19 protein-coding genes are annotated in these 25441 nt (G+C 63.7%); 11 read left to right on the top strand and 8 right to left on the bottom strand.

All coding sequences use genetic code 11. The annotated features are described in order from the left end of the window. Positions 1 to 64: 64 nt before the first annotated feature. From JF545_RS02355 to JF545_RS02340, 4 genes are all read left to right on the top strand, one after another. Positions 65 to 1288: an MFS transporter gene (locus JF545_RS02355; RefSeq protein ID WP_242520567.1), complete on the top strand. Its 1224-nt coding sequence runs from the start codon at positions 65 to 67 to the stop codon at positions 1286 to 1288. A 53-nt stretch (positions 1289 to 1341) separates the two neighbouring features. Then, positions 1342 to 2388 (top strand): asparaginase, encoded by a 1047-nt coding sequence (locus tag JF545_RS02350; protein ID WP_206938245.1) that lies wholly within the window; start codon positions 1342 to 1344, stop codon positions 2386 to 2388. A 95-nt stretch (positions 2389 to 2483) separates the two neighbouring features. After that, positions 2484 to 2720, top strand: coding sequence for a DUF2789 domain-containing protein (locus JF545_RS02345; RefSeq protein WP_206938244.1), 237 nt, complete (start codon positions 2484 to 2486; stop codon positions 2718 to 2720). Positions 2721 to 2888: 168 nt separating this feature from the next. Then, entirely contained in the window at positions 2889 to 4391 is a 1503-nt protein-coding gene (locus JF545_RS02340) for a sensor domain-containing diguanylate cyclase (RefSeq protein WP_242520661.1), read from the top strand. A gap of 2 nt (positions 4392 to 4393) precedes the next feature. Here JF545_RS02340 and JF545_RS02335 read toward each other — a convergent pair whose 3' ends face one another. Then, a complete protein-coding gene (locus JF545_RS02335) occupies positions 4394 to 4804 on the bottom strand; it encodes an SRPBCC family protein (protein WP_206939205.1) in 411 nt (136 codons plus the stop codon). Between the two features lie 59 nt (positions 4805 to 4863). Further along, on the bottom strand, positions 4864 to 6222 hold the full coding sequence (gene yegQ / locus JF545_RS02330; RefSeq protein ID WP_206938236.1) for a tRNA 5-hydroxyuridine modification protein YegQ: 1359 nt from the start codon (positions 6220 to 6222) through the stop codon (positions 4864 to 4866). 452 nt (positions 6223 to 6674) lie between these two features. On the opposite strand from yegQ, the gene queC reads away from it, so the two are divergent. Genes queC through JF545_RS02310 form a run of 4 tightly spaced genes read left to right on the top strand, consistent with a single transcriptional unit; the run spans position 6675 to position 9205 of the window. After that, complete coding sequence (queC, locus tag JF545_RS02325) at positions 6675 to 7391, top strand: 7-cyano-7-deazaguanine synthase QueC (protein WP_206938226.1); 717 nt, start codon at positions 6675 to 6677, stop codon at positions 7389 to 7391. Continuing rightward, positions 7384 to 8034: a 7-carboxy-7-deazaguanine synthase gene (gene queE / locus JF545_RS02320; RefSeq protein WP_206938210.1), complete on the top strand. Its 651-nt coding sequence runs from the start codon at positions 7384 to 7386 to the stop codon at positions 8032 to 8034. Before queC ends, queE begins: the two co-directional genes overlap by 8 nt. Next, the gene (locus JF545_RS02315; RefSeq protein ID WP_206938208.1) at positions 8034 to 8873 is read left to right on the top strand and encodes a 6-carboxytetrahydropterin synthase; all 840 of its coding nucleotides are present in this window, start codon (positions 8034 to 8036) and stop codon (positions 8871 to 8873) included. The genes queE and JF545_RS02315 overlap by 1 nt, the downstream gene beginning before the upstream one ends. Positions 8874 to 8884: 11 nt before the next feature. After that, positions 8885 to 9205 carry a YkgJ family cysteine cluster protein gene (locus tag JF545_RS02310; RefSeq protein WP_206939203.1) on the top strand — a complete coding sequence of 107 codons (321 nt, stop codon included), beginning with the start codon at positions 8885 to 8887 and terminating at the stop codon, positions 9203 to 9205. A 174-nt stretch (positions 9206 to 9379) separates the two neighbouring features. On the opposite strand, the gene JF545_RS02305 is transcribed toward JF545_RS02310, so the two are convergent. Genes JF545_RS02305 through JF545_RS02295 form a run of 3 tightly spaced genes read right to left on the bottom strand, consistent with a single transcriptional unit; the run spans position 9380 to position 14465 of the window. Further along, positions 9380 to 13291 carry an AAA family ATPase gene (locus tag JF545_RS02305; protein WP_206938206.1) on the bottom strand — a complete coding sequence of 1304 codons (3912 nt, stop codon included), beginning with the start codon at positions 13289 to 13291 and terminating at the stop codon, positions 9380 to 9382. Positions 13292 to 13323: 32 nt separating this feature from the next. Further along, positions 13324 to 13956, bottom strand: a complete 633-nt coding sequence (locus JF545_RS02300; RefSeq protein WP_206938204.1) for a tRNA-(ms[2]io[6]A)-hydroxylase — start codon at positions 13954 to 13956, stop codon at positions 13324 to 13326. 26 nt (positions 13957 to 13982) lie between these two features. Beyond that, positions 13983 to 14465 carry a DUF1289 domain-containing protein gene (locus tag JF545_RS02295; protein WP_242520566.1) on the bottom strand — a complete coding sequence of 161 codons (483 nt, stop codon included), beginning with the start codon at positions 14463 to 14465 and terminating at the stop codon, positions 13983 to 13985. 202 nt (positions 14466 to 14667) lie between these two features. Here JF545_RS02295 and acnB point away from each other — a divergent pair, with 202 nt between their 5' ends. From acnB to JF545_RS02280, 3 genes are all read left to right on the top strand, one after another. Beyond that, the gene (gene acnB / locus JF545_RS02290) at positions 14668 to 17271 is read left to right on the top strand and encodes a bifunctional aconitate hydratase 2/2-methylisocitrate dehydratase (RefSeq protein WP_206938202.1); all 2604 of its coding nucleotides are present in this window, start codon (positions 14668 to 14670) and stop codon (positions 17269 to 17271) included. Between the two features lie 172 nt (positions 17272 to 17443). Beyond that, positions 17444 to 17929, top strand: a complete 486-nt coding sequence (rraA, locus tag JF545_RS02285; protein ID WP_206938199.1) for a ribonuclease E activity regulator RraA — start codon at positions 17444 to 17446, stop codon at positions 17927 to 17929. A 139-nt stretch (positions 17930 to 18068) separates the two neighbouring features. Beyond that, the gene (locus JF545_RS02280; protein WP_206938197.1) at positions 18069 to 19940 is read left to right on the top strand and encodes a glycerophosphodiester phosphodiesterase family protein; all 1872 of its coding nucleotides are present in this window, start codon (positions 18069 to 18071) and stop codon (positions 19938 to 19940) included. Positions 19941 to 19975: 35 nt separating this feature from the next. Here the strand turns inward: JF545_RS02280 and JF545_RS02275 are convergent, their stop codons facing one another. From JF545_RS02275 to ppsA, 3 genes are all read right to left on the bottom strand, one after another. Further along, positions 19976 to 21751, bottom strand: coding sequence for a gamma-glutamyltransferase family protein (locus JF545_RS02275; RefSeq protein ID WP_206939199.1), 1776 nt, complete (start codon positions 21749 to 21751; stop codon positions 19976 to 19978). A 184-nt stretch (positions 21752 to 21935) separates the two neighbouring features. Continuing rightward, positions 21936 to 22442: a hypothetical protein gene (locus tag JF545_RS02270; protein ID WP_206938195.1), complete on the bottom strand. Its 507-nt coding sequence runs from the start codon at positions 22440 to 22442 to the stop codon at positions 21936 to 21938. 299 nt (positions 22443 to 22741) lie between these two features. Then, complete coding sequence (gene ppsA / locus JF545_RS02265; protein ID WP_206939197.1) at positions 22742 to 25114, bottom strand: phosphoenolpyruvate synthase; 2373 nt, start codon at positions 25112 to 25114, stop codon at positions 22742 to 22744. Positions 25115 to 25441: the final 327 nt, after the last annotated feature.

The raw sequence follows: 25441 nt of genomic DNA, 5'->3' as shown, positions 1-25441 counted from the left end.
GTGAGGGGTTGCCGCCCCTCGCTGGCGGGCTCTCCTGCACGTCGGCCATCTTTCAGGAGTTCTCATGAAGGCCTCGTCGCTGCCCTGGCGCTTTCTTCTGCTGATGGTTCTGGTCGGCCTCAACCTCAGGCCCGCGCTGTCGTCACTGGCACCACTGCTGTCGCGAGTACAGCAGGACACCAGTCTGTCCCCCACCGCCATCGGTGCCCTGACCACCCTGCCCGTGCTGTGCCTCGGCCTGTTCGCGCCGCTGGCCCCCCGCCTGGCTCGCCAACACGGCCCCGAACGTGCGCTGTCCATCGGCCTGGGGGTCATCGCCGCCGGTCTGCTGCTGCGTGGCCTGGGCTCCCCCTTTGCGCTGTTCGCCGGCACCCTGATGGTCGGCGCGGGCATTGGCGTGAGCGGAGCGCTGCTGCCGGCACTGGTCAAGCGGGAGCTGCCTCGGGGGGCGGACCTGATGACGGGTGTCTATACCATGGCGCTCTGCCTGGGCGGCGCGCTTGGTGCAGGCCTGGCGATTCCGCTGACGGATCTGCTGGGCGACTGGACGCGCAGTCTTGCCGCCTGGGCCCTGCTGGCGGTGGCGGCGCTGATCGCCTGGGAACGTTACATGCCGCGCACGCTTGCCACGCCAGGCGCCCGCGCGGACGTGGGAACCGGCGTGACCAAGGGACTGCTACGCCAGCCTCTGGCCTGGCAGGTCGCCCTGCTGATGGGGACCCAATCCTCACTGGCCTACATCGTGTTCGGCTGGCTGCCGACCCTGTTGATGCAACGTGGCATCGGCGAGGCCGAGGCTGGCCTGCTGATGGGCATGTCGGTCATGGTCCAGCTGGTTTCGGCGTTACTGGCACCGTGGCTGGCACGCTTCGGGCGTGATCAACGGCCTGCGCTGCTGCTGGTGATGGGCGCCACCGCCAGTGGGCTATGGGTGCTGCTGATGGCGGATACCTCGCTGCGCTATCTGGGCGCACTGCTGCTGGGCCTTGGGCAAGGCGGCAACTTCAGCCTGGCACTGACCTTGATCGTGTTGCGCACTGCCGACGCCCGCCTGGCGGGACGCCTGTCAGGGCTGGCCCAGGGTGGCGGCTATGCCCTCGCGTCACTTGGCCCCCTGAGCATTGGCATCCTGCTGGACTACCAGGCTCCGATCAGCGTGGTGGCCTACGTGTTGATGGGTATCGCGGCGGCCGCCGCCTGCTGTGCCTGGCTGGCCGGGCGCCAGCGCCAGCTGACCTTCGATGACAACGACACCGTCATCACCCGACAGGCATCTCGCCGTCGCTAGATGACATGGCCTGCAGGCCTCGTTTCACCGTTTCACCCTTAGGACATCGCCACATGAACTCCCACTACGACGCAGCGGTACTGGTCATCTATACCGGCGGCACCATCGGTATGGTCAATACGCCCCATGGCCTTGCTCCTGGCCCCGATATGGAGGCCAGGGTCCGCCGTGCCGTCGACGAGCTGCCAGCGCAGCGGCGCGCCTCATTGCCCGCCTTCGAGTGGCTGGAGGTGGCCACACCCATCGATTCGAGCAGCGCTCAGCCGGAAGACTGGGCAGCGCTCGCCCGGCTGGTGGCCGACCACTACCTGGCCTATCGCGGCATCGTGGTGCTGCACGGAACCGACACCCTGGCCTGGACGGCCTCGAGCCTGGCCTTCCAGTTGCAAGGAATCGACCGGCCAGTGGTGGTGACCGGCTCCATGGCGCCGCTGGCCGCCGCCGAGAGCGATGCACTGGACAACCTGGTGGACGCGCTCGGCTTCGCCGCGATGCCACAGCTGCAGGAAGTGGCCGTATGCTTCGCCGGCAAGCTGCTGCGCGGCTGCCGCAGCCGTAAATGGCACGCTCGTGACAGCGACGCCTTCACCAGCCCCAATGCACCGCTCCTCGGCGAATGCGTCTCCGGCCATTGGCAGCTGCATGAGTCACGTGGTCTTGATACCGTGCAGCGCGGCGCCCCGCGGTTCGAGCTCGGCGACTACCGTGGGCTTGGCGACAAGGTCGTGCGCATTCCGCTGTGGCCGGGCATTCGCCCCTGGCAGCTGGCGGCCTGGCTGGATGATGACCGAGTCGAAGGCGCCCTGCTGGAGGTGTGGGGAGGCGGCAATGTGCCTGACGATCCACAGCTCGGCGCCGTGCTTGCTGAAGCCAGCGGCCAAGGCAAATTGCTGGTGGCCATCAGCCAGTGCCCCCAGGGCACCATCGCTATCGGTCACTACGCCGCCGGTCAGCTGCTGGCGGCGGCGGAGGTGGTCTCAGGGGATGACATGACCCCGGAGGCGGCCTTCACCAAGCTCGTCCATTTGCTGTCTCTCCCTCTCGACTCTGCCCAACGGCGCGAGCTGTTCCGCACGCCGCTAGTAGGCGAGCGCGGCTGAAGGGCAGACCGTGACAACTTTTTTGTGCTCATGGTCTTCCCCAACGAGAACGATGGAGTAAGGTTAGGGAGAACCGTGAGGATGAGGAGACGTCCATGGAACACCCGGATCACCCGTTCAGTGAATTGTTCGAACAGCTGGGACTGGCATCGGAACCCGAGGCGATCAAGCGCTTCATCGACCGCAACGCGCCCATCCCCGAGGATGTCGAGCTACCGGATGCCGCCTGCTGGAACGAAGGCCAAGCCGAGTTCCTGCGCGAAGCCATCGAGGCGGACGCGGACTGGGCCGAGGTCGTCGATCACCTGAATGCGTCGCTACGCAAGCCGTGACGCTCATCATCCGCGGCATTCGGCCTTGGTAGCGGCCAGCGGGAACGCGATGGCGGTCATGGAACCGCCATCATCTGTCATCCATCCCCTAGGCACTGCTCCCGCAGAAGGGGCATGCCTGGGTAGCACTATCCCCTTCAACGAACTTGACTCGGCGCCCCTGTGAGCATGCTTTCTCCGGATATCGAAGCACGACTTGAAACTGCACAGCGACTGCCGTCGCTCCCTTCCGTCGTGGGTGAACTGCTGACATTGGCCAACGATCATGACGCCCCACTGACAGATTTTGTCGAGCTTGTCGCCAAGGACCCGGCCCTGTGCCTGCAGCTGCTCAAGCTGGCCAACTGCCCGTACTACCGCCGGGGCGGCAAACCGCTGAGCTGTCATGCCGACGCCGTCGCGCGACTGGGTATCGATGGCACCCTGACCGCCCTGCTCGGCTTCACGCTGGTTCGTGACGCCGTCCGCGGCCCCTTGAAGGACTACTGGCGCCAGACCCTGGCAACGACCCACCTTACCCGAGCCATTGCCACAGTGCTGCGGCCGGAACATGTCACGGAACTGACCACCCAGGCACTGCTTCAGGACATCGGGGTGCTGGTTCTGCACGGGGTCGATCCTGGCTATTTTGCGCTGATCGCCGAGGCCGACGACAAGGGCCAGCGCCAGTCCATCGAGCGCGCGGCATTGGGCTGCACCCGCGAGCAGGCTTCACGCTGGCTGGTCGAACGCTGGCAGCTGCCCCACGCCGTGCTGGCAAGGCTCGAGGAAGATGTCGATAACGAGATGACGACCCATTGGCTGGACGTCTGCTGCCTGCGCCTGGCCAATGACCTATCCCGTCATTGCCTGGCAGGCGATAGCGCGGCGATCGATGCCAGTCTGCACCGGTTCAGGCTGACCACGGGCCTGGCCGATGAGACGCAGCTGGTGCTGACCCGCCAGCTCGACGACGCCATGGGCACCCTCCCCGGCTTCCTGGCCGCACTGTTGTCACCAGAAGAGGACATTGAACGCCTGCTGCTCGCCGGGAAGCAGCAGCTGCATGGACTGACGCTCCACCTGGTCGAACAGCTGCATCATCGTGAAACCCAGCTGACCGCGCTCAAGCGTGACAACGAGGCCCTGGACGTAAAGGCGACCACGGATGCGCTGACGGGACTTGCCAACCGTGCCGCCCTGGAGCAACGCCTCGGCACCATGCTGCATGAGGCCTACTCCACGAGTCGTCCGCTGTCGCTTCTGTTTATCGATCTTGATCACTTCAAGCAGCTGAATGACCAGTATGGCCACCGCATCGGCGATATCGTGCTGGTCAACGTAGCCGCCACGCTGCGCGATGCCGTCAGGGCCAACGACCTAGCCGCGCGCTACGGAGGCGAAGAGTTCGTGATCGCCCTCGCAGGCACGCCAGCGTCCGGCGCACTTGAGGTCGCACGACGCATCGAGCAATGGCTGGCCCGACAACCGATGGCCAGCGTGGAACAGCGGCCGCTGCAGGTCACCGCATCGATCGGCGTGGCGCAGTGGCTACCCGAGATGCCGCGCACCGATGCAGCGGCTCTGATCGCCGCAGCCGACAAGCAGATGTACGGTGCCAAGGCGTCAGGGCGCGCCCGCATCCAGCACGACAGCGAGGCCAGCGACCAGGGGGTCGAGGAACAGATCTGACGTCACAGGCGAGCCTCGACACGCTCGAGGATCTGGGCGCTGACCTTGCTGACCAGCGGCTTGGCGGCTCGGTTGACCGCCTTCTCGAGAAGGCGATTGCGGATCCGATAGTCGATGGTCAGGCTGACCCGGGTGCCCTCTTCCACGCGCTCAAGATCATAGCGCCCTTCATTGCTGACCCCATCGACCGATTGCCACGCCAGCCGGTACGGTGCCGACTTCTCGGTCACCTGAACATCGAAGGTCCAGTCCATCGCCACCGCGTGAACGTGCCAGCGGTAACGATCATCTCCCAAGGCATCGATCGAGGTGATCAGGTCGGAGTAGTCGGCGAAGTCCTCGACGTTCTCGAGCAGGGCGAACACCCGCTCCGGTGGCGCGGCGAGAACAGCGCTATGTTCAATGGTGGCCATGGCAGCATCCTGAGCCAGAAAGTCCCGGCGCCCGCTCAACCCGTGGCGCCACTTGAGCTCTAGCATCGGGGTTGCACGTCTGCCTGTAAAGGTACGGCGCCACCTTGTCGAGCGGGAAGATCCCTCAGCAGCAGCCCAAAGCCAAGCGCCTCCTGGCTGCGCGCCGCAGCGCTCAATGACTCGCCCTCCAACGCCAGGCGCACGCGGTGCCCGTCGCCAGGCGCCACCTCCAGGGGACGACCGCTGGACGACATCATGGCCTTGAGGGTAAAGCGCCGATTGCCGGTCGGCAGCATCAACTCCACCCCATCCCCGACTTCGAAGCGGTTCTTGACGGCAACCTCGAGCCACCCTTCACGCTCCATGCCCAGCACCTCTCCCACAAACTGCTGGTGCACGCCAATCGAGTGCCCGCGCTCGTAGTTCTGATACTCGTCGTGTACGTGACGGCGGTAGAAGCCTTCTGTATAGCCGCGATTGGCGAGGTTCTCGAGCTCATCCATCAGTCGCCTGTCGAACGGCCGTCCCGCCACGGCATCGTCGATGGCACGACGATAGACCTGGGCGGTGCGGGCAACGTAGTAGGGAGACTTGGTGCGCCCTTCGATCTTCAGCGAGCTGACGCCCATCTCGACTAGCCTTGCCACGTGCTGCACCGCTCGCAAGTCCTTGGAGTTCATGATGTAGCTGCCGTGCTCGTCCTCATGGACCGGCATCAGCTCCCCCGAGCGCTGCGGGTCCTCGATCAACACCGACGGCTGAGCGCTGGTGGGTACCAGGTCGCCACAGTCATCCGTGGTGGCCGCGTGAGTCTGGTACTGCCAGCGGCAGGCATTGGTGCAGGTCCCCTGGTTGGGGTCTCGACGATTGAAGTAACCGGACAACAGGCAGCGACCTGAGTAGGCGATGCACAGCGCCCCGTGAACAAAGGTCTCGATGTCGAGACTCGGACACTCGGCGCGAATCTCGGCGATTTCCTCGAGGGACAGCTCCCGTGACAGGATGATCCGGGATATCCCCTGGGCCTGCCAGAACCGGGCCGCCGCGTGGTTGACCACGTTGGCCTGCACCGACAGGTGAATGGGCTGTTCGGGCCAGCGCTCCCGCACCATCATGATCAGGCCTGGATCGGACATGATCAGCGCGTCGGGTGACGCCTCGACAATCGGCGCCATGTCATCGAGGTAGGTTCGCAGCTTGGCGTTATGCGGGGCGATGTTGGACGCCACGTAAAAGCGTTTGCCCCGGCTGCGGGCGTGTTCGATACCACGCAGCAGATTATCCAAGCCAAAGTCGTTGTTGCGCACCCGCAGCGAATAGCGGGGCTGGCCCGCGTAGACCGCATCCGCACCGTAGGCAAAGGCGAAGCGCATATGGCGATAGGTGCCGGCCGGGGACAGCAGTTCAGGGGCATGCATGGTGGCGATTCTCGTCAGGGGTAATGGTCAAGGCAACACGGCGGAGCGTATGTCTAGCCAAGACTGGCTGGACATCCTGGTTCCTTCTACAGCTCAAACGCCGCTGCTCAGACACCGCAGTGCGGGCCCGGCAGCATGCCATGCCAGGGAACGTGCGATATTGACGAGGCGCAAATGATCGGCATCAAAGGTGCCTGGCCTTGTACCCCACCTTTCGGTACCCTATGCGGCGCCACAGGCAGGCGCTGGCGAGAGACTGCTCCAGCGCCGGCGTGTCTCGCTGACACTTGAGCCGCCCAAGCACTTAAGCAACTTAAGCACTTAAGCAACTTAAGCATTTAAGCCACTCAAGTCAGGCAGCGACATTGCCCATGGCATCTAGCCGGACCGGACCCCGGCCCCTGGCGACAGCGAGTCGCCTCCCCCAAATTCTCCGACTCGAGATATTCAGCATGAGCCCTACTCCCGCCACCACCGTGGTGATCTACTCCGGTGGCATGGATTCCTATACCGTTCTTCATCGCGCCCTTCGCGAGGGCCTCAAGGTACATGCCCTGTCCTTCGACTACGGGCAGCGTCACGCCCGTGAGCTCGAGGTGGCGCGGCAGGTGTGCCAGGAACTGAAGATTCCCCATCAAGTGGTCGACATCACCGCCATCCACGGCTTGATCGACAACTCCGCCTTGACCAATGCAGCCCGCGCCATGCCCGACGGGGACTACGCCGAGGACAACCTGAGTGCCACGGTGGTCCCGAACCGCAATATGGTGCTGCTTTCACTGGCCATCGCCAAGGCGGTGAATATTGGCGCCAGCCGCGTGGATTACGGGGCTCATGGTGGTGATCACGTGCTCTACCCCGACTGTCGCCCGGAATTCGTGCACAAGATGAACGACGTGGCCGCCATCGCCAACTTCTCCCCGGTGGCCATACATGCGCCCTACCTCAATGCCAGCAAGAGCGACATCCTCGCCGATGGGCTTGCCATGGGCCTGGACTACCGCCACACATGGACCTGCTACGAGGGACGCCCACTGGCCTGTGGCCGCTGTGGCAGCTGCCGTGAGCGCCTCGCCGCCTTCGCGGCCCAGGGCGTCACGGATCCACTAGCCTATGCTGCTGCAGCAGAAGACGCCCAACCGGCGGTTGGAGCCACGCAGGATGTATAGCGTCAAGGAAGCCTTCTATACCTTGCAGGGCGAAGGCGTACAGGCCGGGCGGGCTAGCGTGTTCTGTCGCTTTACTGGCTGCAACCTGTGGTCCGGTCGTGAGCAGGACCGCGCGAGCGCACAGTGCCACTTCTGCGATACCGATTTCGTCGGCACGGACGGTCAGAACGGTGGGAAATTTTCCACTGCAGAGGCGCTGACCGCTCACCTCGCCTCACTCTGGCCCCACAGCGATTCCCGAGTCATTCCCTACGTGGTGTTTACCGGAGGGGAGCCCTTGCTGCAGCTCGACACACCGCTGATCGAGGCCATGCACAGGGCGGGCTTCGAGATCGGCGTCGAAACCAACGGCACACTTCCGGCCCCGGAGGGCATCGACTGGCTGTGCGTCAGTCCCAAGGGCGCCGCCCCGCTGGCGCAGCGCCATGGTGACGAGCTGAAGCTGGTCTTTCCCCAGGCCGAGGCGCCGCCGGAGGCCTTTGAAGCGATGCAGTTCGATCACTTTCTGCTGCAGCCAATGGACACCTCGCTGGTCGCCAGCGATGCGCCTACCACGCCACTGCAAGCCACCGTCGCCCACTGCATGGCTCATCCACGCTGGCGGCTGTCGCTGCAAACCCACAAGATCGCAGGAATCGACTGATGGCACTCTTTGTACGACGACTGACGCACCTCGACGTGTCGCTGTGGTGCCCGGACCGTGGTCTGATCGGGGCCAGCTGGCAAGTGGATGCCACCCTCGACGGTGAATTAGGTGAGGATGGCATGCTGTTTGACTTCGGCGAGGTCAAGCCATGGATCAAGTCACGCCTTGATGGCGGTGCCGACCATACACTGCTGGTGCCTACGCAAGCTCCCGGGGTAGAGGTCAGTGAGTGCCGTGAGGGGCTGTGTGTGCGTACCTCATCGCCCTACCCCATGGAAGTCCGCGGCCCGCGACAGGCGTTTACCCTGTTGCCCTGGCCACGAATCACCCAGGCTGCCATGGCCGAGCATCTGTCGCGCCAACTGCTGCGCCATCCGCCAGAGCGGGTCGAGCACATCGAGCTATGCCTGAGCGACGAGTCAATTGACGGCGCGGCCTATACCTACAGCCACGGCCTCAGGCGCCACGCCGGGAACTGTCAGCGTATTGCCCACGGCCATCGTTCGCGGCTCGAGATCATCCAGCGCGGCAGTCGCCAGCCTGGACTTGAGGAGCACTATGCACGCTGGCTGGATGACAGCTACCTGGTGGACGAGCATGACCTGGTCTGCGTAGAAGGTGACGCCCTGGTCAGCGCCTATCAGGCACCCCAGGGGCGCTTCCAGCTGCGGCTGCCCCGGGAACGCTGCCGCTGCCTGCCTGGCGCGACCACCGTCGAGCGAATCGCCATGTGGCTGGCCGAACACATTGCACGGGACACGAGTATTGATACCTGGGTGCGCGCCTACGAGGGCGTGGACAAGGGTGCCACCGCCACGGCCCAGGCCCCCCACTGATCATGACGATGATGACCACGGACAAGCTGATTGCCGTCGACGCGGCGGCATCACCAGCGACAGACGCCCAGGCGTCTAGCCACCTCGGCTGCCGGCCGGGGTGTGGCGCCTGTTGCATCGCCCCGTCGATCAGCTCGCCGATACCGGGCATGCCTGAGGGAAAGCCGGCCGGCGTGCGCTGCGTCCAGCTCGACAGCGATCACCTGTGCAAGCTGTTTGGCTCGTCCGAACGCCCGGCGGTATGCGCACGCTTCGACTTCGATGCCGACCTCTGCGGAACCCATCGCGATGAAGCGCTTGATCGCATCACGGCTCTGGAGCAGATGACGTGAGCAGCACCCCCTCCGCCACACTACAGGACGACTCACGCCCTGCTCTATGACGACAAGACCCCAACAGGTTAGCCTGTCGGGGTCTTGGCCACTGGGCCCTGCTACTGGGGCCCTTGAGACGTTTCGAAAAAAGCGTCACGGCCCTCCAGAACACTAACGCTCGTGATGGGCAGATCAGGCTCCGCTAGTCTGCGATACTCGCCGATCCAGCAAGGCGCGCCAGCGAATCAGCACCGGGGCATCGCTCAGCGAGACCTGGGCCAACAGCTGACGGAACTCATCGTGGGCGGCATCGTCATTGCCGTCGACGTGGCTCAACCAGAGTTCCAGCGCACATAGCTGCTGATGCAGGTTGCCGTCGCGCTTGGCCTGCTGTCTCGCCAGCTCGGCCAAGGTGCGCACCGAGTCGAGATCACGGCCGATCTGGCGCCTCACCCGCGCCAACTGAATGGCCAGCTCGGGAACAAACAGGGTCGCGCGCTCTCTGGCCAGCAGCAGGCACTGGTCGAGATAGTCCTCGGCCTGTTCCAGTTCCCCCATGGCCAGGCAGGCGTCCACATACCAGAAGTTGGGACGCTGGCAGGGATCTCGCCCTGTGATCTCGGCCAGTTCCTCGTGGGCGGCCTGAAGCTGTTGCAGGCCGTCACGGCTGCCCGCCAGCGCACGCTGCCAGCCAACCACCGCCCGCGAGGACACCTGCCACAGGTGCAGATCGGAGCTTCCGGTCAACTCGAACGCGCGCTGCGCGCGATGGGCGGCCTCGTGCACATGGCCCAGCTGGCGGTACAAGGCGGCGGCGTACATCAGTGCCATCGCCAGGCTACCGGGGTGATGAATCTCTTCCGCCAGTCGGATCGCCGATTCCACGTGTCGCTCAGCCCGCTGATAGTCACCCCGCAGGCACAGCGTCCAGCCCTGGAAGCAGGCCGCCGCCACCTGAGGATGATCGGAGAACGGCAGCCACTCGATCATCATCGGGTTATTGAGCGGATCCAGTTCCTCGAGGTGGTCATAGGCCTGACGAATGCGCCCCGCCCAGTACTCGCAATTGGCGCCGGCGTAGTCTGCCAGCCGCTGATAGCGGGGATCCTCCAGCCGCACCGCCAGATCGTTCAGACGTGACGCCAGCAGGAAGGCATCGGCATGGGCGTTGCGCTGACTGCAGCCCACCCATAGCCCCCACTTGACCAGGAAGGCCTGCTCGAGATCGTCCTCGTCCTCAAGATCCGTGGTGCACTCGGTCAGCAGCTCTCTGGCCTTGACGAAACTCTCGTGGGCAGTGGGAGAACCGTGTCCCTCCAGTGCAAAGGCGGCTTGACCTCGGACCGTCAGCAGGCTGATTTCTCGCTCGGCCTGTCGTTCAACCTGACGCAGGCTCGCGAGTCCCGCATCGGCCATTTTCAGTGCCGTGCGATTGGCGCTGACCTTGAGGGCCTCTCGTGCCGCCAGTTCAAAGTAGCGAGCACCCCGCGCGTAATGTCCGCTGCGCCGCAAGTGCATCGCGAAATCGCCGGGGTGGCGGCTGATCCACATCGGGAAGCGTTCTTCGATCAACTGCACGACGCGGCGATGCATGTCGACTCGCACATCCCGGGGACAGGATAGATAGGCGGCTTCGTGGAGCAGCTGATGGGTAAACTGATACTGCTTTGCGCCCGCTTCACCGTCAGCGATCTCGATGATCTCCAGCCGGCGCATTTCCTCCAGCGCCTTGCCCAGACGATCGGGCTCCCAACCGCTACATTCGGCCAGAAAATCGAAACGGAAGTTACGCCCCAGCACGGCGGCCACGTGGGCAACTTCACGATCCACGTCCAGCTGGTCGATCCGGCTGGTCAGAAGGCCCAGCAACCCGTGGGGAAGCTCATCTAGCTGAACGCTACGGCCTTCACGTCGATCCATATCGAGGCGGCGGCAGATCTCCTGCAGATACAGCGGCACCCCATCACAGCGCTCGATGATCTGACCTCGCAAGCGCGGTGACAGGTGCAGCCGATAACGTCGAGCCAGCTGAGTCAGCAGCCGCGACGACTGCATCGCATCAAGACGGCCCAGCGTGATCTGCTGGTCCCAATGCAGGCGAGTCGGGAGTGACTCACGTCCATGATGACTGGCAATCAACAGCAGCGGACAGTTGATCGGAAGGCGGGCCTGCAGTCCGGCCAGCACCTTGAAGGAGGGCTCGTCGACCCATTGCAGGTCATCGATCATCAGTACCAGCGGCCGATCCTGCGACAGCTCGAGCACCAGGCCGTGTAACAGGGAGACGACAGCTTCCACCGCCTCGCTGCTCTTGGCCAGCAAGGTGCTCTCCTGGGCATCCCGGATGCCCATGGCCTCTTCCAGCCATTGCCGGTCGTTGTCGTCAAGTTCACCCAGCCCCAGGCGCTCGACCAGTCCGCTTAACCCCTCGGCATCGAGCTCACCCCCTAGGTGCCAGCGCAGCAGCTGACGCGCCACTCCATAGGGTTCCTGAACCGACATGCGGGTATTCGGCTGCCAGCAGATCGTCGCGTCACGGCTCTGCTCCAGGTGACGGAAACCTACCAGCAGGGCCGACTTTCCGAGACCGGATGGCCCTTTGACCAGCACGCTCTGGCGCAGGCCAATGCCTGCCCTCGCCAGGGCATCACGCAACATGCGCAGCGCATTCTCACGGCCCACCAGGCTGGGTGGCATGGCGTCGCGCCCGCCTTCGTTGCTGCCCAGCACCAGCGCCCGCAGGCGCACCCGGCCATCGCTGGCGACCAACCGAGAAAACAACCGAGGCTGGAGGTCCAGTGCAGGAGGCATGTGCTGACTGGCCTCCTGGGAGATGACCAGCTCGCTGCCCTCGGCGGCACTCATCAAATTCAGTGCCCCCTGGGTCACCTGGCCAAGCGGATCTACCAGATGACGTGCTGGAAGGTATACCACTTGGCCACTGTTCAACCCGGCGGCCAGCTCGATGGTCGGTACACTGCCCTCGCCCGTCCAATGGCGCTGGCATTCTTCATCCAGCAGCCGACGGCAGTGCTCGTACAGCGCAACCAGTTCAGCCAGCTGGTGGGCCGGGCCATGGGTACCGAAACAGGCAAGCCCCAGGCCGCCGGTCGCACCGGGCAGCCAGAACCCACCCAGGTGATGACATTGCTTTTCCAGCCAGCGCATCAGCTCGATCTGCAGCGCCAGGCAGGCACGGGTCTCCGCGCGGCTGCCCATATCGCCTTGCAGGCTCAGGCGGATTGCCATGACGGACAGCTGACGATGCTCGACTTCGTCTTCACTGAGAGGTGGACTGTCCACGGACAAGGTGCGTGAGAACGCTCCCTTGGGCGACAGCGAACCACTATCGGCCTGGCTGTCTGACCAATAGGCGGCCAGCTGCAGGAAGCCGGGGTCAGGCTGCTGGCCGGACAGCGCCAGCAGCTGCAGGAAGCTGTTGTACTGCTCGTGAGCGGCCGCCATCTGACCCTGCTCGGCCAGCTGGCGAACCAGTCGCTCGTGAAACGGTGCGTAGCCTGAGAAACGGCTGACCAGATCCTGCAGCAGTTGATCAGGCGCTTCGCCCTCCTGGTCCAGCACGTCTTCAGCAAAGCGGATGACGCGCTGACGCCACTCGTTACGCACCTGAATCAGCCAGCGCTGAAAGTCAGGACAGGCAGGTAGCTGCAGCTCTTCGACAAGATCTCCGCGATACAGCTCGAGAATCGTCTTGAGGGTGTCGATGTCGCGTTTGCCCTCGAGCAAACGCTGCAAGCCATGTACATCGAAGCCCCACTGGGACGGCAGCTGGAAGGCAATGGTCTGGCGCGACACGGTCAGCACCTTGTCGGCCTCATCCCCCAGAGACTGTCTCAGGCAGTGCAGTGCATGACGCAGATTGGTCCTGCCTGATGACAGGCCCTGATCGGGCCACAGCAGTTCTGCCAGTGTGGCGCGGTTGACCGGCTGCTGATGCAGCAGCAGATACACCAGTAATGCCTTGACCTTGTCGTAGCTGAATTGAACGAGGACATCGTCTCCCAGGCTCAGGGAAAAGTGCCCGAAGAGTGCCAGGTGATCCTGGTCGATTATCTGGGAAGCATCGTGTTGGGCGTCCCGCATGATGGTGTCCCTGCGTGGCGATGCACTCGGCGTCAGGCCGGTACACCGCTGTGAAAACGAAAGGCGACGTCCGGGGTCGTCACTAGTTGCTCTTCGCGGGCCTTGAACTCCGCAATACGCGTTTCTATCGGCGCGTCGGTCAGCTGGCGGGCCAGACTGATGTAATCCTCGAAGTGACGTCCCTCCGACTTAACCAGACCTCGGTAGAACTTGGCAAGCTCCTCATCAAGATGCGGAATCAGTCGTGCGAACCGTTCACAGCTGCGCGCTTCGATCAAGGCACCCACGATCAGTATATCTACAAGCCTATCAGGCTCATCTTTTCTGACCAGTTCTCTGAGCCCCTCAGCGTAGCGCGAAGCACTGAGGTGACGGTATTCAATGCCTCTCGTCTTCATGATCTTGACCACCTGCTCGAAGTGCAGGAGTTCCTCCCGCGCCAGCTGCGACATCTTGGTCAGCAGATCGGTGTGATCGACATAACGGTACATCAAGCTCATGGCGGTCGAGGCCGCCTTCTTCTCGCATTGAGCGTGATCGATCAACAGCAGGGTTTCGTTATCGAGGGCCCATTGAACCCATGATGCAGGCGTCTCACAGGGCAGAAACTCGAGAAGTTCGACAGGCAAGGAGGCGTCATGCTCGGTGCTGACAGGACTGTTCATGCAGAAAACATCCAGTAGTGGGCAGGTCAGCGACCTGCCTGGGAATCGCGCTGACGACGGGAAGCGGCGGCGACATTCAAGGCGTCGCTCAGCGCTGCGTACAACTCGGCCGCCGACGCAGGCGCGCCGGGGCGTGGACTGAGGCCATAGGCGTCGAGCACGCCAATGCGCTCTCGACCGACGCGTAACAGCTCGACGGCGCGGGACAGCGCCGGCTGTGACGCACGAAAACGGATGCGATGTCGACGCATCTGCTGCTCGAGCCGGGCTTCATCGAACACGTCGATCAGCACCGACGCTTGCTGCTGGCGCAAGGCATCGAGTTCGTTCATACGCCGCTGACGTTCCTCTGCGGGCATGGCAAACCAGTCGCGAATTTCGTCGCGATGGCGCTGACAGCCTCTACAAACGTCATCCCCCAGCGTGGTGGAACATAGCCCGACGCAAGGAGACAGCACTGCTCCCGTCATTGATGCACCGCCTGTTCCCGTCTCTTGAATCGGCGACATGGTAACGCCTGCACCGCCGAGACACACCCCTGGACTGGCTCGGCGATGCCCTCGGCGACCAAAGTTCAAAGGCCGTTATGGGGGGCTCGCTTAACATTGTCGACAGTTTATTCTAGAATCCCGGCCACCGTTGACAGCGTGTCCCTCACGCCCGGCTCAGTCCGCCGGAGCGTGACCACCATAAACCAATGAGGGCCCCCACGTGCTTGAAGCCTATCGCCAACATGTCGAAGAGCGTGCCCAGGAAGGCATCCCTGCCAAGCCGCTGAATGCCGAGCAGGTCGCCGAACTGGTCGAACTGCTGAAGGCGCCGCCCGCCGGCGAAGAAGAAGCGGTCCTCGATCTGCTGACCAATCGCGTGCCTCCGGGCGTCGATGAAGCAGCCTACGTCAAGGCCGGCTTCCTGACCGCCATTACCAAGGGCGAGGCAACGTCTCCGCTCATCGACAAGGTCCATGCGGTCAAGCTGCTGGGCACCATGCAAGGCGGCTATAACATCGCCACCCTGGTGGAACTGCTCGACAACCCAGAGCTGGCCAAGGAAGCGGGTGAGCAGCTCAAGCACACTCTGCTGATGTTCGATGCCTTCCACGACGTCGCTGACCGCGCCAAGGCCGGCAACGACGTCGCCAAGGACGTCATGCAGTCCTGGGCCGATGCCGAATGGTTCCTGTCCAAGCCCGCCCTGGCCGACAAGATCACCCTGGCAGTGTTCAAGGTGCCCGGCGAGACCAACACCGACGACCTGTCGCCGGCACCGGACGCCTGGTCACGCCCGGACATTCCGCTGCACGCCAATGCCATGCTCAAGAACGAGCGTGAAGGCATCGAGCCGGAAGTCCCCGGTACCAAAGGCCCGATGGCCCAGATCGAAGCGGTCAAGGCCAAGGGCTTCCCGGTCGCTTACGTCGGCGATGTCGTCGGCACCGGCTCCTCGCGCAAGTCCGCCACCAACTCCGTGCTGTGGTTCTTTGGTGACGACATTCCCAACGTGCCCAACAAGCGCGCTGGTGGCTTCTGCTTCGGCGGCAAGATTGCCCCCATCTTCTTCAACACCATGGAAGATGCCGGCGCCCTGCCCGTCGAAATGGACGTCTCCAAGATGGAGATGGGTGATGTCATCGACGTCTACCCCTATGAAGGCAAGGTCTGCCGTCACGACACCGACGAAGTGATCTCCACCTTCGAGCTGAAGACTCAGGTCATCCTCGACGAAGTCCGCGCTGGCGGCCGTATTCCGCTGATCATTGGTCGCGGACTCACCGACAACGCGCGCAAGGCGCTGGGCCTGGATCAGTCGGACGTCTTCCGCCTGCCCGAGCAGCCCAAGGACACCGGCAAGGGCTTCACCCTGGCCCAGAAGATGGTCGGCAAGGCCTGCGGCATGGACGGCGTGCGTCCGGGCATGTATTGCGAGCCGAAGATGACCACCGTTGGCTCCCAGGACACCACCGGGCCTATGACCCGTGACGAGCTCAAGGACCTGGCCTGCCTCGGCTTCCAGGCCGACCTGGTGATGCAGTCATTCTGTCACACCAGTGCCTATCCCAAGCCGGTAGACGTGGAAACTCACCACACCCTGCCCGACTTCATCATGAACCGTGGCGGCGTCTCCCTGCGTCCCGGCGACGGCATCATCCACTCCTGGTTGAACCGCATGCTGCTGCCGGACACTGTCGGCACCGGCGGCGACTCCCACACCCGTTTCCCGATGGGTATCTCGTTCCCCGCGGGTTCTGGTCTGGTCGCCTTTGCCGCCGCCACCGGCGTCATGCCGCTGGACATGCCGGAGTCGATTCTGGTTCGCTTCAAGGGCAAGCGCCAGCCCGGCGTGACCCTGCGTGATCTGGTCCACGCGATCCCTTACTACGCGATCCAGCAGGGTCTGCTGACCGTCGAGAAGTCCGGCAAGAAAAACGCCTTCTCTGGCCGCGTGCTGGAAATCGAAGGCCTCGAGGAGCTTACCGTCGAGCAGGCCTTCGAGCTGTCCGACGCCAGTGCCGAGCGCTCAGCTGCAGGCTGCACCATCACCCTGTCCGAGGATTCGGTCAGCGAGTACCTGAAGTCGAACATCACTCTGCTCAAGTGGATGATTGCCAACGGCTACGGCGACAAGCGCACCATCGAGCGCCGTATCCTGGCCATGGAAGAGTGGCTGGCCAACCCGAGCCTGATGCGCGCCGACGCCGACGCCGAGTACGCTGAGGTCATCGAGATCGACCTGGAGCAGCTCAAGGAGCCGGTGCTGTGTGCCCCCAACGACCCGGACGATGCGCGCCTGCTGTCCGAAGTGGCTGGCCAGAGCATCGATGAAGTGTTCATCGGTTCGTGCATGACCAACATTGGTCACTTCCGTGCCGCCGGCAAGCTGCTCGAGAAGCAGCCCGCAGGCAGCCTCAAGACCAAGCTGTGGCTCGCTCCGCCGACCAAGATGGACCAGCACCAGCTGACCGAGGAAGGCTACTACGGCATCTATGGCCGCGCTGGCGCCCGCATGGAAATGCCCGGCTGCTCGCTGTGCATGGGTAACCAGGCGCGTGTTGCCGCCAAGAGCACGGTGGTGTCCACCTCCACCCGTAACTTCCCCAACCGCCTGGGCGACGGCGCCGACGTCTTCCTGGCCTCCGCCGAACTGGCGGCGGTGGCGGCGGTGGAAGGCCGCCTGCCGAGCGTCGACGAGTACCGTCGCTACATGGGTGAGTTCGATGCCATGGCGGGTGAAATCTACCGCTACATGAACTTCCATGAAATCGAGGAATACCAGAAAGCCGCCTCGAACGTGATTCCGGTCGCCCAGGAGGCCTGAGTCACGCTCTGATCAGGCACGCCGCCTGTCAGTAATGAAGCGCCCGGACGTCAACGTCCGGGCGCTTTTTTGTTGGACGCCTTGCGGGAGTCATGATGTCAGGCAGTGCCCCGGGGCTGGATAACCCACCCATCTATGGCATCATGCGATGAACAGCAACGGAGATGCCCCCATGAGCCAGATTGTCACCCCAGATATCTGTGATGCCTTTCCTGAAGTGGCCGTATGTGACCCGATCTTCGTCAACTACGGCGGTCAAGAAGCGTTTGCCGGCCCAGTTCGCACGGTCAAGTGCTTCGAGGACAACTCCCTGGTCAAGCAGGCGGTCGCCGAACCTGGCGACGGCGCAGTGCTGGTCGTGGATGCCGGCGGCTCGACCCGCTGCGCGATGCTCGGCGACATGCTGGCAGAACAGGCGGCAGGCAATGGCTGGGCCGGCGTCATCATGTACGGCTGCGTGCGCGACGTGGACATCCTTGCCGAGACGGATCTAGGCATTCAGGCGCTTGGCGCCCACCCACGCAAGAGCGAGAAGCGTGGTGAAGGGCAGCGCGATGTGCCGGTCACCTTCGCTGGGGTCAGCTTTACCCCCGGCCAATGGGTCTACGCCGACAACAACGGCATCCTGGTGGCCGAAGAGCGCCTCGCTCTTGAGTGAGGTGTTCCGCGATCGGCGCGACGCCTCCCCCTACCGCGGCCGCCCAGCCTCCTGTGCCCCATCCAGGGCTATGGTCCAGCACCATCGACCATAGCCTCGGCACGCCACACATGCACCGTCCAACGGCAGACGACCCTCAATGACGCTTGCCCGGGATGTCTTTACCAGCCTGAGCGACCACCTGCGCCCGCTGCTGGCCTACCATCTGCTGTTCACCCTGTTCGCCTCCGCCCTGCTGTTGCCCACACTGGGTTGGCTGCTGGCCATCTGGCTGGAACAGGTCGGTCGACCACTGGTGACCACTGCCGACGCCGTCGAGCTGTTGCTGTCACCTCTGGGCTTCACCTGGGTCTTTGCCTTTGCCGCCGGCCTGCTGACGCTGCTGTACCTGCAGCAGGCCGGCATGATGCTGGTGGCGGTCGAACGCCAGGGCTCCCATGCGCGTCAGGCACTGGTGGCGCTATGGCAGAGCCTGCATCGGCTGCCGGCACTGGCCACACTGGCGTGCCTGCAGGTGGCCGTTCACTTGAGCGGCGTGGCCATCCTGCTGGCCTGTGCCCACCTGGTGCATGACAGTCTGCTCAGCGGCCTGGACGCCTACTACGTCCGTCACGTGCGACCACCGGCTTTCTGGCTCTATCTCTCTACCTTGCTGCCGATGGTAGGACTGTGGCTGGCGCTTGCAGGCAGGCTGTACATTCGCTGGTGGCTTGCCTTGCCAAGCCTCGTGCTGGAGGGCCTCAAGCCCTTCGCCGCGTTGCGTCGCAGCCACGCTCTGACGGTCAAACGCCAAGGCGGCCTGGCACTGGTCATCTTCAGCATGCTGACCATCCTGCTGGCCCTGCCTTCTGCGGTCTCACTGGTATTCAGTGCCTGGGTCGGCCCCCTGATCGCCAATCTGCCGGATATCGGCGCGGTGGTAATACCGACCATGCTGGCGGTGGTGACCTCGGCCACGCTGCTGACCCTGGGCGTCGCCTTTGCCATCATCGTCGTCAATGCGTTGCTGGCGACCTGTCTTTACCTGCGGCGTGCCCATCGCCTGCCCCGCCCCGCCCCACCTCCTGCCGACGCCCATCCGGGTCGCTGGGCATGGGGTATCGAGGTGGGCATCGTGCTGTTTGCCCTGTCTCAGGCGTGGTTGATGGTCGAGCGACAGGATATCCGCGAACAGGTCGACGTGATCGCCCACCGGGGCGCCTCCATGGTCGCACCGGAAAACTCCATGTCGGCCATCCGTCGCGCCATGGACGACGGTGCTGATGTGATCGAGATTGATGTCAGGCTGGCCAGCGACGGCACCGTGGTACTGAGTCACGATGCCACCCTGCTGCGCCTGGCCGGTGATGACCGACGCATCGGTGATCTCGACTGGAGCGAGCTTGCCAGGCTGGACATCGGCGCAAGCTTCGCGCATGCCTTTGCCGGAGAGCCCCTGGCCAGGCTCGATCGAGTCCTTGAGGAGGTGCGTGGACGCGCTAGGCTGTTGATAGAGCTCAAGCCTGAGCGGGGCCAGGAAGAAGCGCTGATCGAGGCTGTGCTAGGCGACCTGCAGAACGAGCGGCAGCAGCGGCTGGCATGTCGTCACGATGCCACGGACAAACTCGACCGGCTCGTCTGCGGCGACCCGCAGCTGCTGCAGACCAGCTGGCTGGCATCGCTGTCCTATCGCCAGGTTCAACGCATCAATCAGCTTGCGCCCGACGCACGCAGCCTGCTGCTGGCGGAGTGGGCATTGCCCGGAAGCCTGCCCTATCGCCATTTCAATGGGCTCGGGCTGCGCCATACGCAGATTGACGACGACCAGCTGCGCCGGGCCCACGTGAGCGACAAGCCGCTGTACGCCTGGACCGTCAATGACCCAGCGCGCATGGCTCGCCTGATCGACCTGGGGGTCGACGGCATCATTACCGACCGACCCGACCTGCTGACGGCGCTGCTGCGCGAGCGCCAGGCCATGAGCGACGCGGAACTGATGCTGACCAAGCTACGCCACTGGCTGGAGAGCTAAGCTCCGGCGGCGACATGGCTCAGCCAGTCATCACCTCAGTCGCCCATGACGACGCCTTCTCGACGGGGGTCGGCGCCACCGAACAGACCCTCTTCGGTGACCTCCAGTGCCTGCAAGCCGCTGGTCAGCTCACGGGTCTCCACCTCGTGTCCCATCCCTTGCAGATCACGCACGGTGGCCTCGGGAAAACGCCCTTCCTCCAGATAGACAGTGTCGCCCAGCGTGATGGCATGGGGCAGATTGAGCGCCTGCTGGGCATCGAGCCCACGCACCAGCATGGCGTCCAGCGTCTGGGCAGTGTAGTGGATGATGGCCGCCCCCCCCGGCGACCCGAGGCTGGCCACCAGGTCGCCGCTCTCACGCTCGAACACCAGCGTCGGACTCATGCTGGACCTGGGCCGCTTGCCCGCCTCGACCCGGTTGGCAATGGGCGTGCCTTGCTCATCGGTAGGCGTAAAGGAAAAGTCGGTCAGCTCATTGTTGAGCAGGTAGCCGCCGTCCAGGTCCGACCCTCCATTGGCCATGATGCGCGAGCCAAACGCCTGCTCGATGCTCGCGGTCATGGCGACCGCCTGCCCGTCACCATCAATGATGCTGATGTGACTGGTGCCATACTCAGGCTGATGAGGCTGCGACGCGTAGGCTGTCTTCATCGCCCCTGGGTTGCCCGGCCGCGCCGCACCGCTACCCATGCTCTGCTCTTCGATCAGCTCAGCCCGCTTGGCCAGATACTCCGGCGCTACCAGCGAGCTCCAGGTACCGCCAGGGGCCTCGACAAAGTCGCTGTCACCGATGAAGCGGGCGCGATCGGCAAAGGCCAGACGCGACGCCTCAAGGAACGGGTGCAGCCAGTCCACGGTGGGCACCCCCTCATTCAGCGCGGTCTCGATCTCGGGCCTGGCCTCCATGATGCCCAGGATCTGCATCATCGTCAGATGCCCCGAGGAAGGAGGCGGAAAACCGCAGACCTCCCACTGCCGCCAAGGGGTACACAGTGCGTCCCGCTCCACGGCCGCGTAGCCGGCCATGTCCTCGAGACTCAGGGTGCCCGGCATGTCCGGATGATTCTGTACCCTGGACACCAGATCCTCGGCAATCTCACCGGTATGCAGGGCTGTACTCCCCTCCTCGCTGATCTTGGTCAGAATTGCCGCCAGCGCCGGATTACGTAGCCGGGTGCCGACCGCCACAGGCTGCCCTTCGTCATCGAAGAAGTAGGCACCCGCGACATCGTCCTCCGCCAGCGATGGCGTGGCGACCAGACTCTGGTGGAGGCGTGGACTGACCTCGAAGCCCTCGGTTGCCAGGGTGATGGCGGGCACGAACAGGGACTCCCATGGCAGCTTGCCATGTTCGTCGTGGGCCAGCTCGAGCATGCGTACGGTGCCGGGCACCCCGACGGAGCGGCCACTTTCCACGGCGGTCATGAACTCGATCGGCTCGCCGTCTGCGTCCAGAAACAGCGCCTCGTCGGCCCCTATCGGAGCCTTCTCTCGGCCATCGAAGGCGTGGACCTTCTCGCCGTCATACAGCATCAGGAAGGCGCCGCCGCCAATCCCACTGGACTGAGGCTCGACCAGCGTCAGCACCATCTGTACCGCGACCGCCGCGTCGATGGCGTTGCCACCTGCCTTCAATACCTGATAGCCGGCATCCGTCGCCAGCGGGTTGGCCGCTGCCACCGCGAACTGCTCGGTCGCCCAACCCGGCTTTTCCTCGTAACCGGAGCCCTCCTCTGGGGAAATGGCAGGACGGGTGTAGTCAAACGCTGGCGCGGCTTCCGCTGCCGATGCCAGGAGACTGCTTGCCATTACCCAGGCCACTGCCGTGGCCAGGCCGTCAGGCCGACGCAAGAACGTCGCTCTCATCACCGCTCCTTTTGTGACGAAATCAAAGATGCCTTATGTGTTTATGCATAGGTGTGTTTATGCATAGGTGTGCTGATGCATAGTTGCTGCTTCAGCATAGTTTATCGCAGCCTACGATACCGCACGCTCATGCTCGCTTCTCGTGGCGCCGGATGCGCAGCCGGCAAAACGCGCAGATAAGCGCCAAGGCCAGCATCACCAGCGTCAACCCGCCAAGGGTGGAAACCAACTGATGGTACCCCTGCGGTACATCCTCGGCGCGCTCGGCCATGCCTTTTTCCGCCAGGCGCACCACCCCAAACACCAACGCCATCAGCAGGCCCAACGGCAGCGCCGAGCGCACACGCGCAAGCGCCTTGGTCAATGACCAGGGCGGGGTGGGCTCGCGCTTGGGTCGCGGTGTCTTTGGTGCAGAGGTGGTCGCCTTGGCCGCAGCGGCCTTGTCGCTGCCCGCCTTCTTGGCGCGACTCGCCGGAGCCCGCTTGCTGCGCGCCTTGGGTGTCGGTTTTTTCGCCGCCGGGGTCCGCTCAGGCAGGATACCCGCCAGCAGCCAGCGCCCAAGCGACCAGCACATCCATCCCAGGCACACCCCGATGGACAGCAGCACGCTCCCCATGACCAACAGATATGCCATTACAACGTCCTATCAACAAACTGCCTGTATGGTGCCAATTCTCATGGCCCTTGGGGAGCCCTGGAGGCCACTTTGCTGCCTGCTCGGCACGCGCCGCTCGTCGCGGCATCATCGGCCACTACACCTGATACGGCGATGTCATGCACCCCGAACCAACGTAACACGCCGCGGCCATGGCCGCGGCGTGAATACGGAGGGTGCTTACAGACGCTTTCGTCGGAAGTTCTCGTCAGAAGCTCTGGTCAAACGCTCTCGTCAGACGTTCTGGTCACACGCCCTCGACAGAGGGCGCTGCTAGCCTAGCCGATGGTTTCGCCCGCCAGCATGAACCAGGTTTCCAGTACAGCGTCCGGGTTCAGGGACACGGAGTCGATACCCTGCTCCATCAGCCACTTGGCCAGCTCCGGATGATCCGACGGCCCCTGGCCGCAGATGCCCACGTACTTGCCCTTGGCCTTGCAGGCCTGAATCGCCATGGCCAGCAGCTTCTTGACGGCGGGATTACGCTCATCGAAGAGGTGCGCCACAATGCCGGAGTCGCGATCGAGACCGAGCGTCAGCTGGGTCAGGTCGTTGGAGCCAATGGAGAAGCCATCAAAGTACTCGAGGAACTCGTCCGCCAGCAGGGCGTTGGCAGGCAGCTCGCACATCATGATGACCTTGAGCCCGTTGTCGCCGCGCTTGAGGCCGTTGGCCGCCAGCAGGTCAACCACTTCGCTGGCTTCCTCGGTGGTGCGAACGAAGGGAATCATCAGCTCGACATTGTCGAGTCCCATCTCGTCCCGAACCCGCTTCATGGCACGGCACTCGAGCTCGAAGCACGGCCGGAAGGTCTCGGAGATATAGCGCGACGCGCCGCGGAAGCCAAGCATCGGGTTCTCTTCGCCTGGCTCGTACAGCTTGCCGCCGATCAGGTTCTCGTACTCGTTGGACTTGAAGTCCGACATGCGCACGATGACACGCTCGGGGTAGAAAGCGGCGGCCAGGGTCGAGATACCCTCAACCAGCTTGTCGACATAGAAGCTGACGGGGTCGTCGTAGCCGGCAATACGCAGGTCAATGGTCTGTTGCAGCTCACCCGGCAGGGTGTCGTACTCCAGCAGGGCCTTGGGGTGCACACCGATCATCCGATTGATGATGAACTCCAGGCGCGCCAGGCCAACGCCCGCGTTGGGCAGCGTAGAGAAGCTGAAGGCACGATCCGGGTTGCCCACGTTCATCATGATCTTGAACGGAATGTCGGGCATGGCGTCGACGCTGGTCACGTTACGATCGAATTCCAGCAGGCCGTCGTAGACATGGCCGGTATCACCCTCGGCACAGGATACGGTCACTTCGCGACCATCACGCAGTACCTCAGTGGCATCACCACAGCCAACCACCGCGGGGATGCCCAGCTCACGGGCAATGATCGCCGCGTGACAGGTACGTCCACCGCGATTGGTGACGATGGCCGAGGCACGCTTCATGATCGGCTCCCAGTCCGGGTCGGTCATGTCCGTCACCAGCACGTCGCCGCTGTTGACCTTATCCATCTCGTCCGGGCTCAGGATCACCTTGACCGCACCACGGCCAATGCGCTGACCAATGGCACGGCCGGTGACCAGGGTGCGCCCCTTCTCTTTCAGCTGGAAGCGCTCCAGCGAGCCGCCTTCCTGCTGAGACACCACGGTTTCAGGACGCGCCTGCACGATGTACAGCTGGTTGTCGTCGCCATCCAGCGCCCACTCGATATCCATCGGGCGGCCATAGTGCTGTTCGATGGTCATCGCCTGGCGCGCCAGTGCCATGACCTGTTCATCGTTGATGCTGAAGCGACCGCGGTCGGACAGGGGCACGTCCACGGTCTCGACCGACTTACCCGCGCTGGCGTCGCCGGTGTAGATCATCTTGATCAGCTTCGATCCCAGGTTGCGGCGCAGCACTGCAGGGCGCCCTGCCGCCAGGGTGTGCTTGTGCACGTAGAACTCATCGGGGTTCACCGCGCCTTGCACCACGGTCTCCCCCAGGCCCCAGGAAGAGGTGACAAATACCGCGTCGCGGAAGCCGGACTCTGTGTCCAGGGTGAACATGACACCACTGGCGCCGGTCTCAGAGCGCACCATCTTCTGCACCCCGGCGGACAACGCCACGTTCTCGTGGGCATAGCCACGATGCACGCGGTAGGAGATGGCGCGGTCATTGAACAGCGACGCAAACACCTCGTGCACCGCACGCTTGATATTGTCGTAGCCTTCAATGTTGAGGAAGGTTTCCTGCTGGCCAGCGAAGGAAGCGTCAGGCAAGTCTTCCGCCGTTGCAGAGCTGCGCACGGCCACCTTCAGGTTCGGATGCTTGCCCAGCATCTGCTCGTAGGCCTCGCGCAGCGCCGCCTCGAAGGCGGGCGGCAGGGGCGTATCGATCACCCACTGACGAATCTTGCTGCCGGCCTCGGCCAGGGCATTGACGTCATCGACGTCCAGGCGTGCAAGTTCCTGATTGATTCGATCATTGAGCCCCTCGTGGGAGAGAAACTCGCGATAGGCATCAGCGGTGGTAGCGAAACCGCCGGGCACCGTGACCCCCGCCCCCGCCAGATTGGAAATCATCTCGCCGAGAGAAGCGTTCTTGCCGCCAACGCGCTCGACGTCGTTCATGCCCAACTGATCAAACCACAGAATGTACTTGTCCACGTGACCCCCTTGGATGTCGACGAACTCGTCCATGACACGCCGTCATGACTGGATGCTGGCGACTCTATCAGCGCCCCACCATATTCGCCATTGGTCTAAGAGCGAAGTCACTGGAGGATTTTTACAACACCGGGGGAAAAAGCCAGCTTTCTGTAGTCTGGACACCTTCAGGGGCATCGGCGTGCCACTACGCAACGCCTCCATCAGGGTCATGGCGGCGTCCGACCGATATCCCCCCGGCCCTTCCCTCACCTGGCCTGGGGGCCGACGGTCTCGGCCCATCATTAGGCCAGCACAGCCGATTGATCTGCTTGTAGTCAGGGAGGC

The organism is Halomonas litopenaei, from assembly GCF_017303055.1.
Taxonomy (GTDB): Bacteria; Pseudomonadota; Gammaproteobacteria; order Pseudomonadales; family Halomonadaceae; genus Halomonas; species Halomonas litopenaei_A.
Note: the sequence above shows the minus strand (reverse complement) of the source record. Positions and strands in the feature narration are given on the sequence as shown.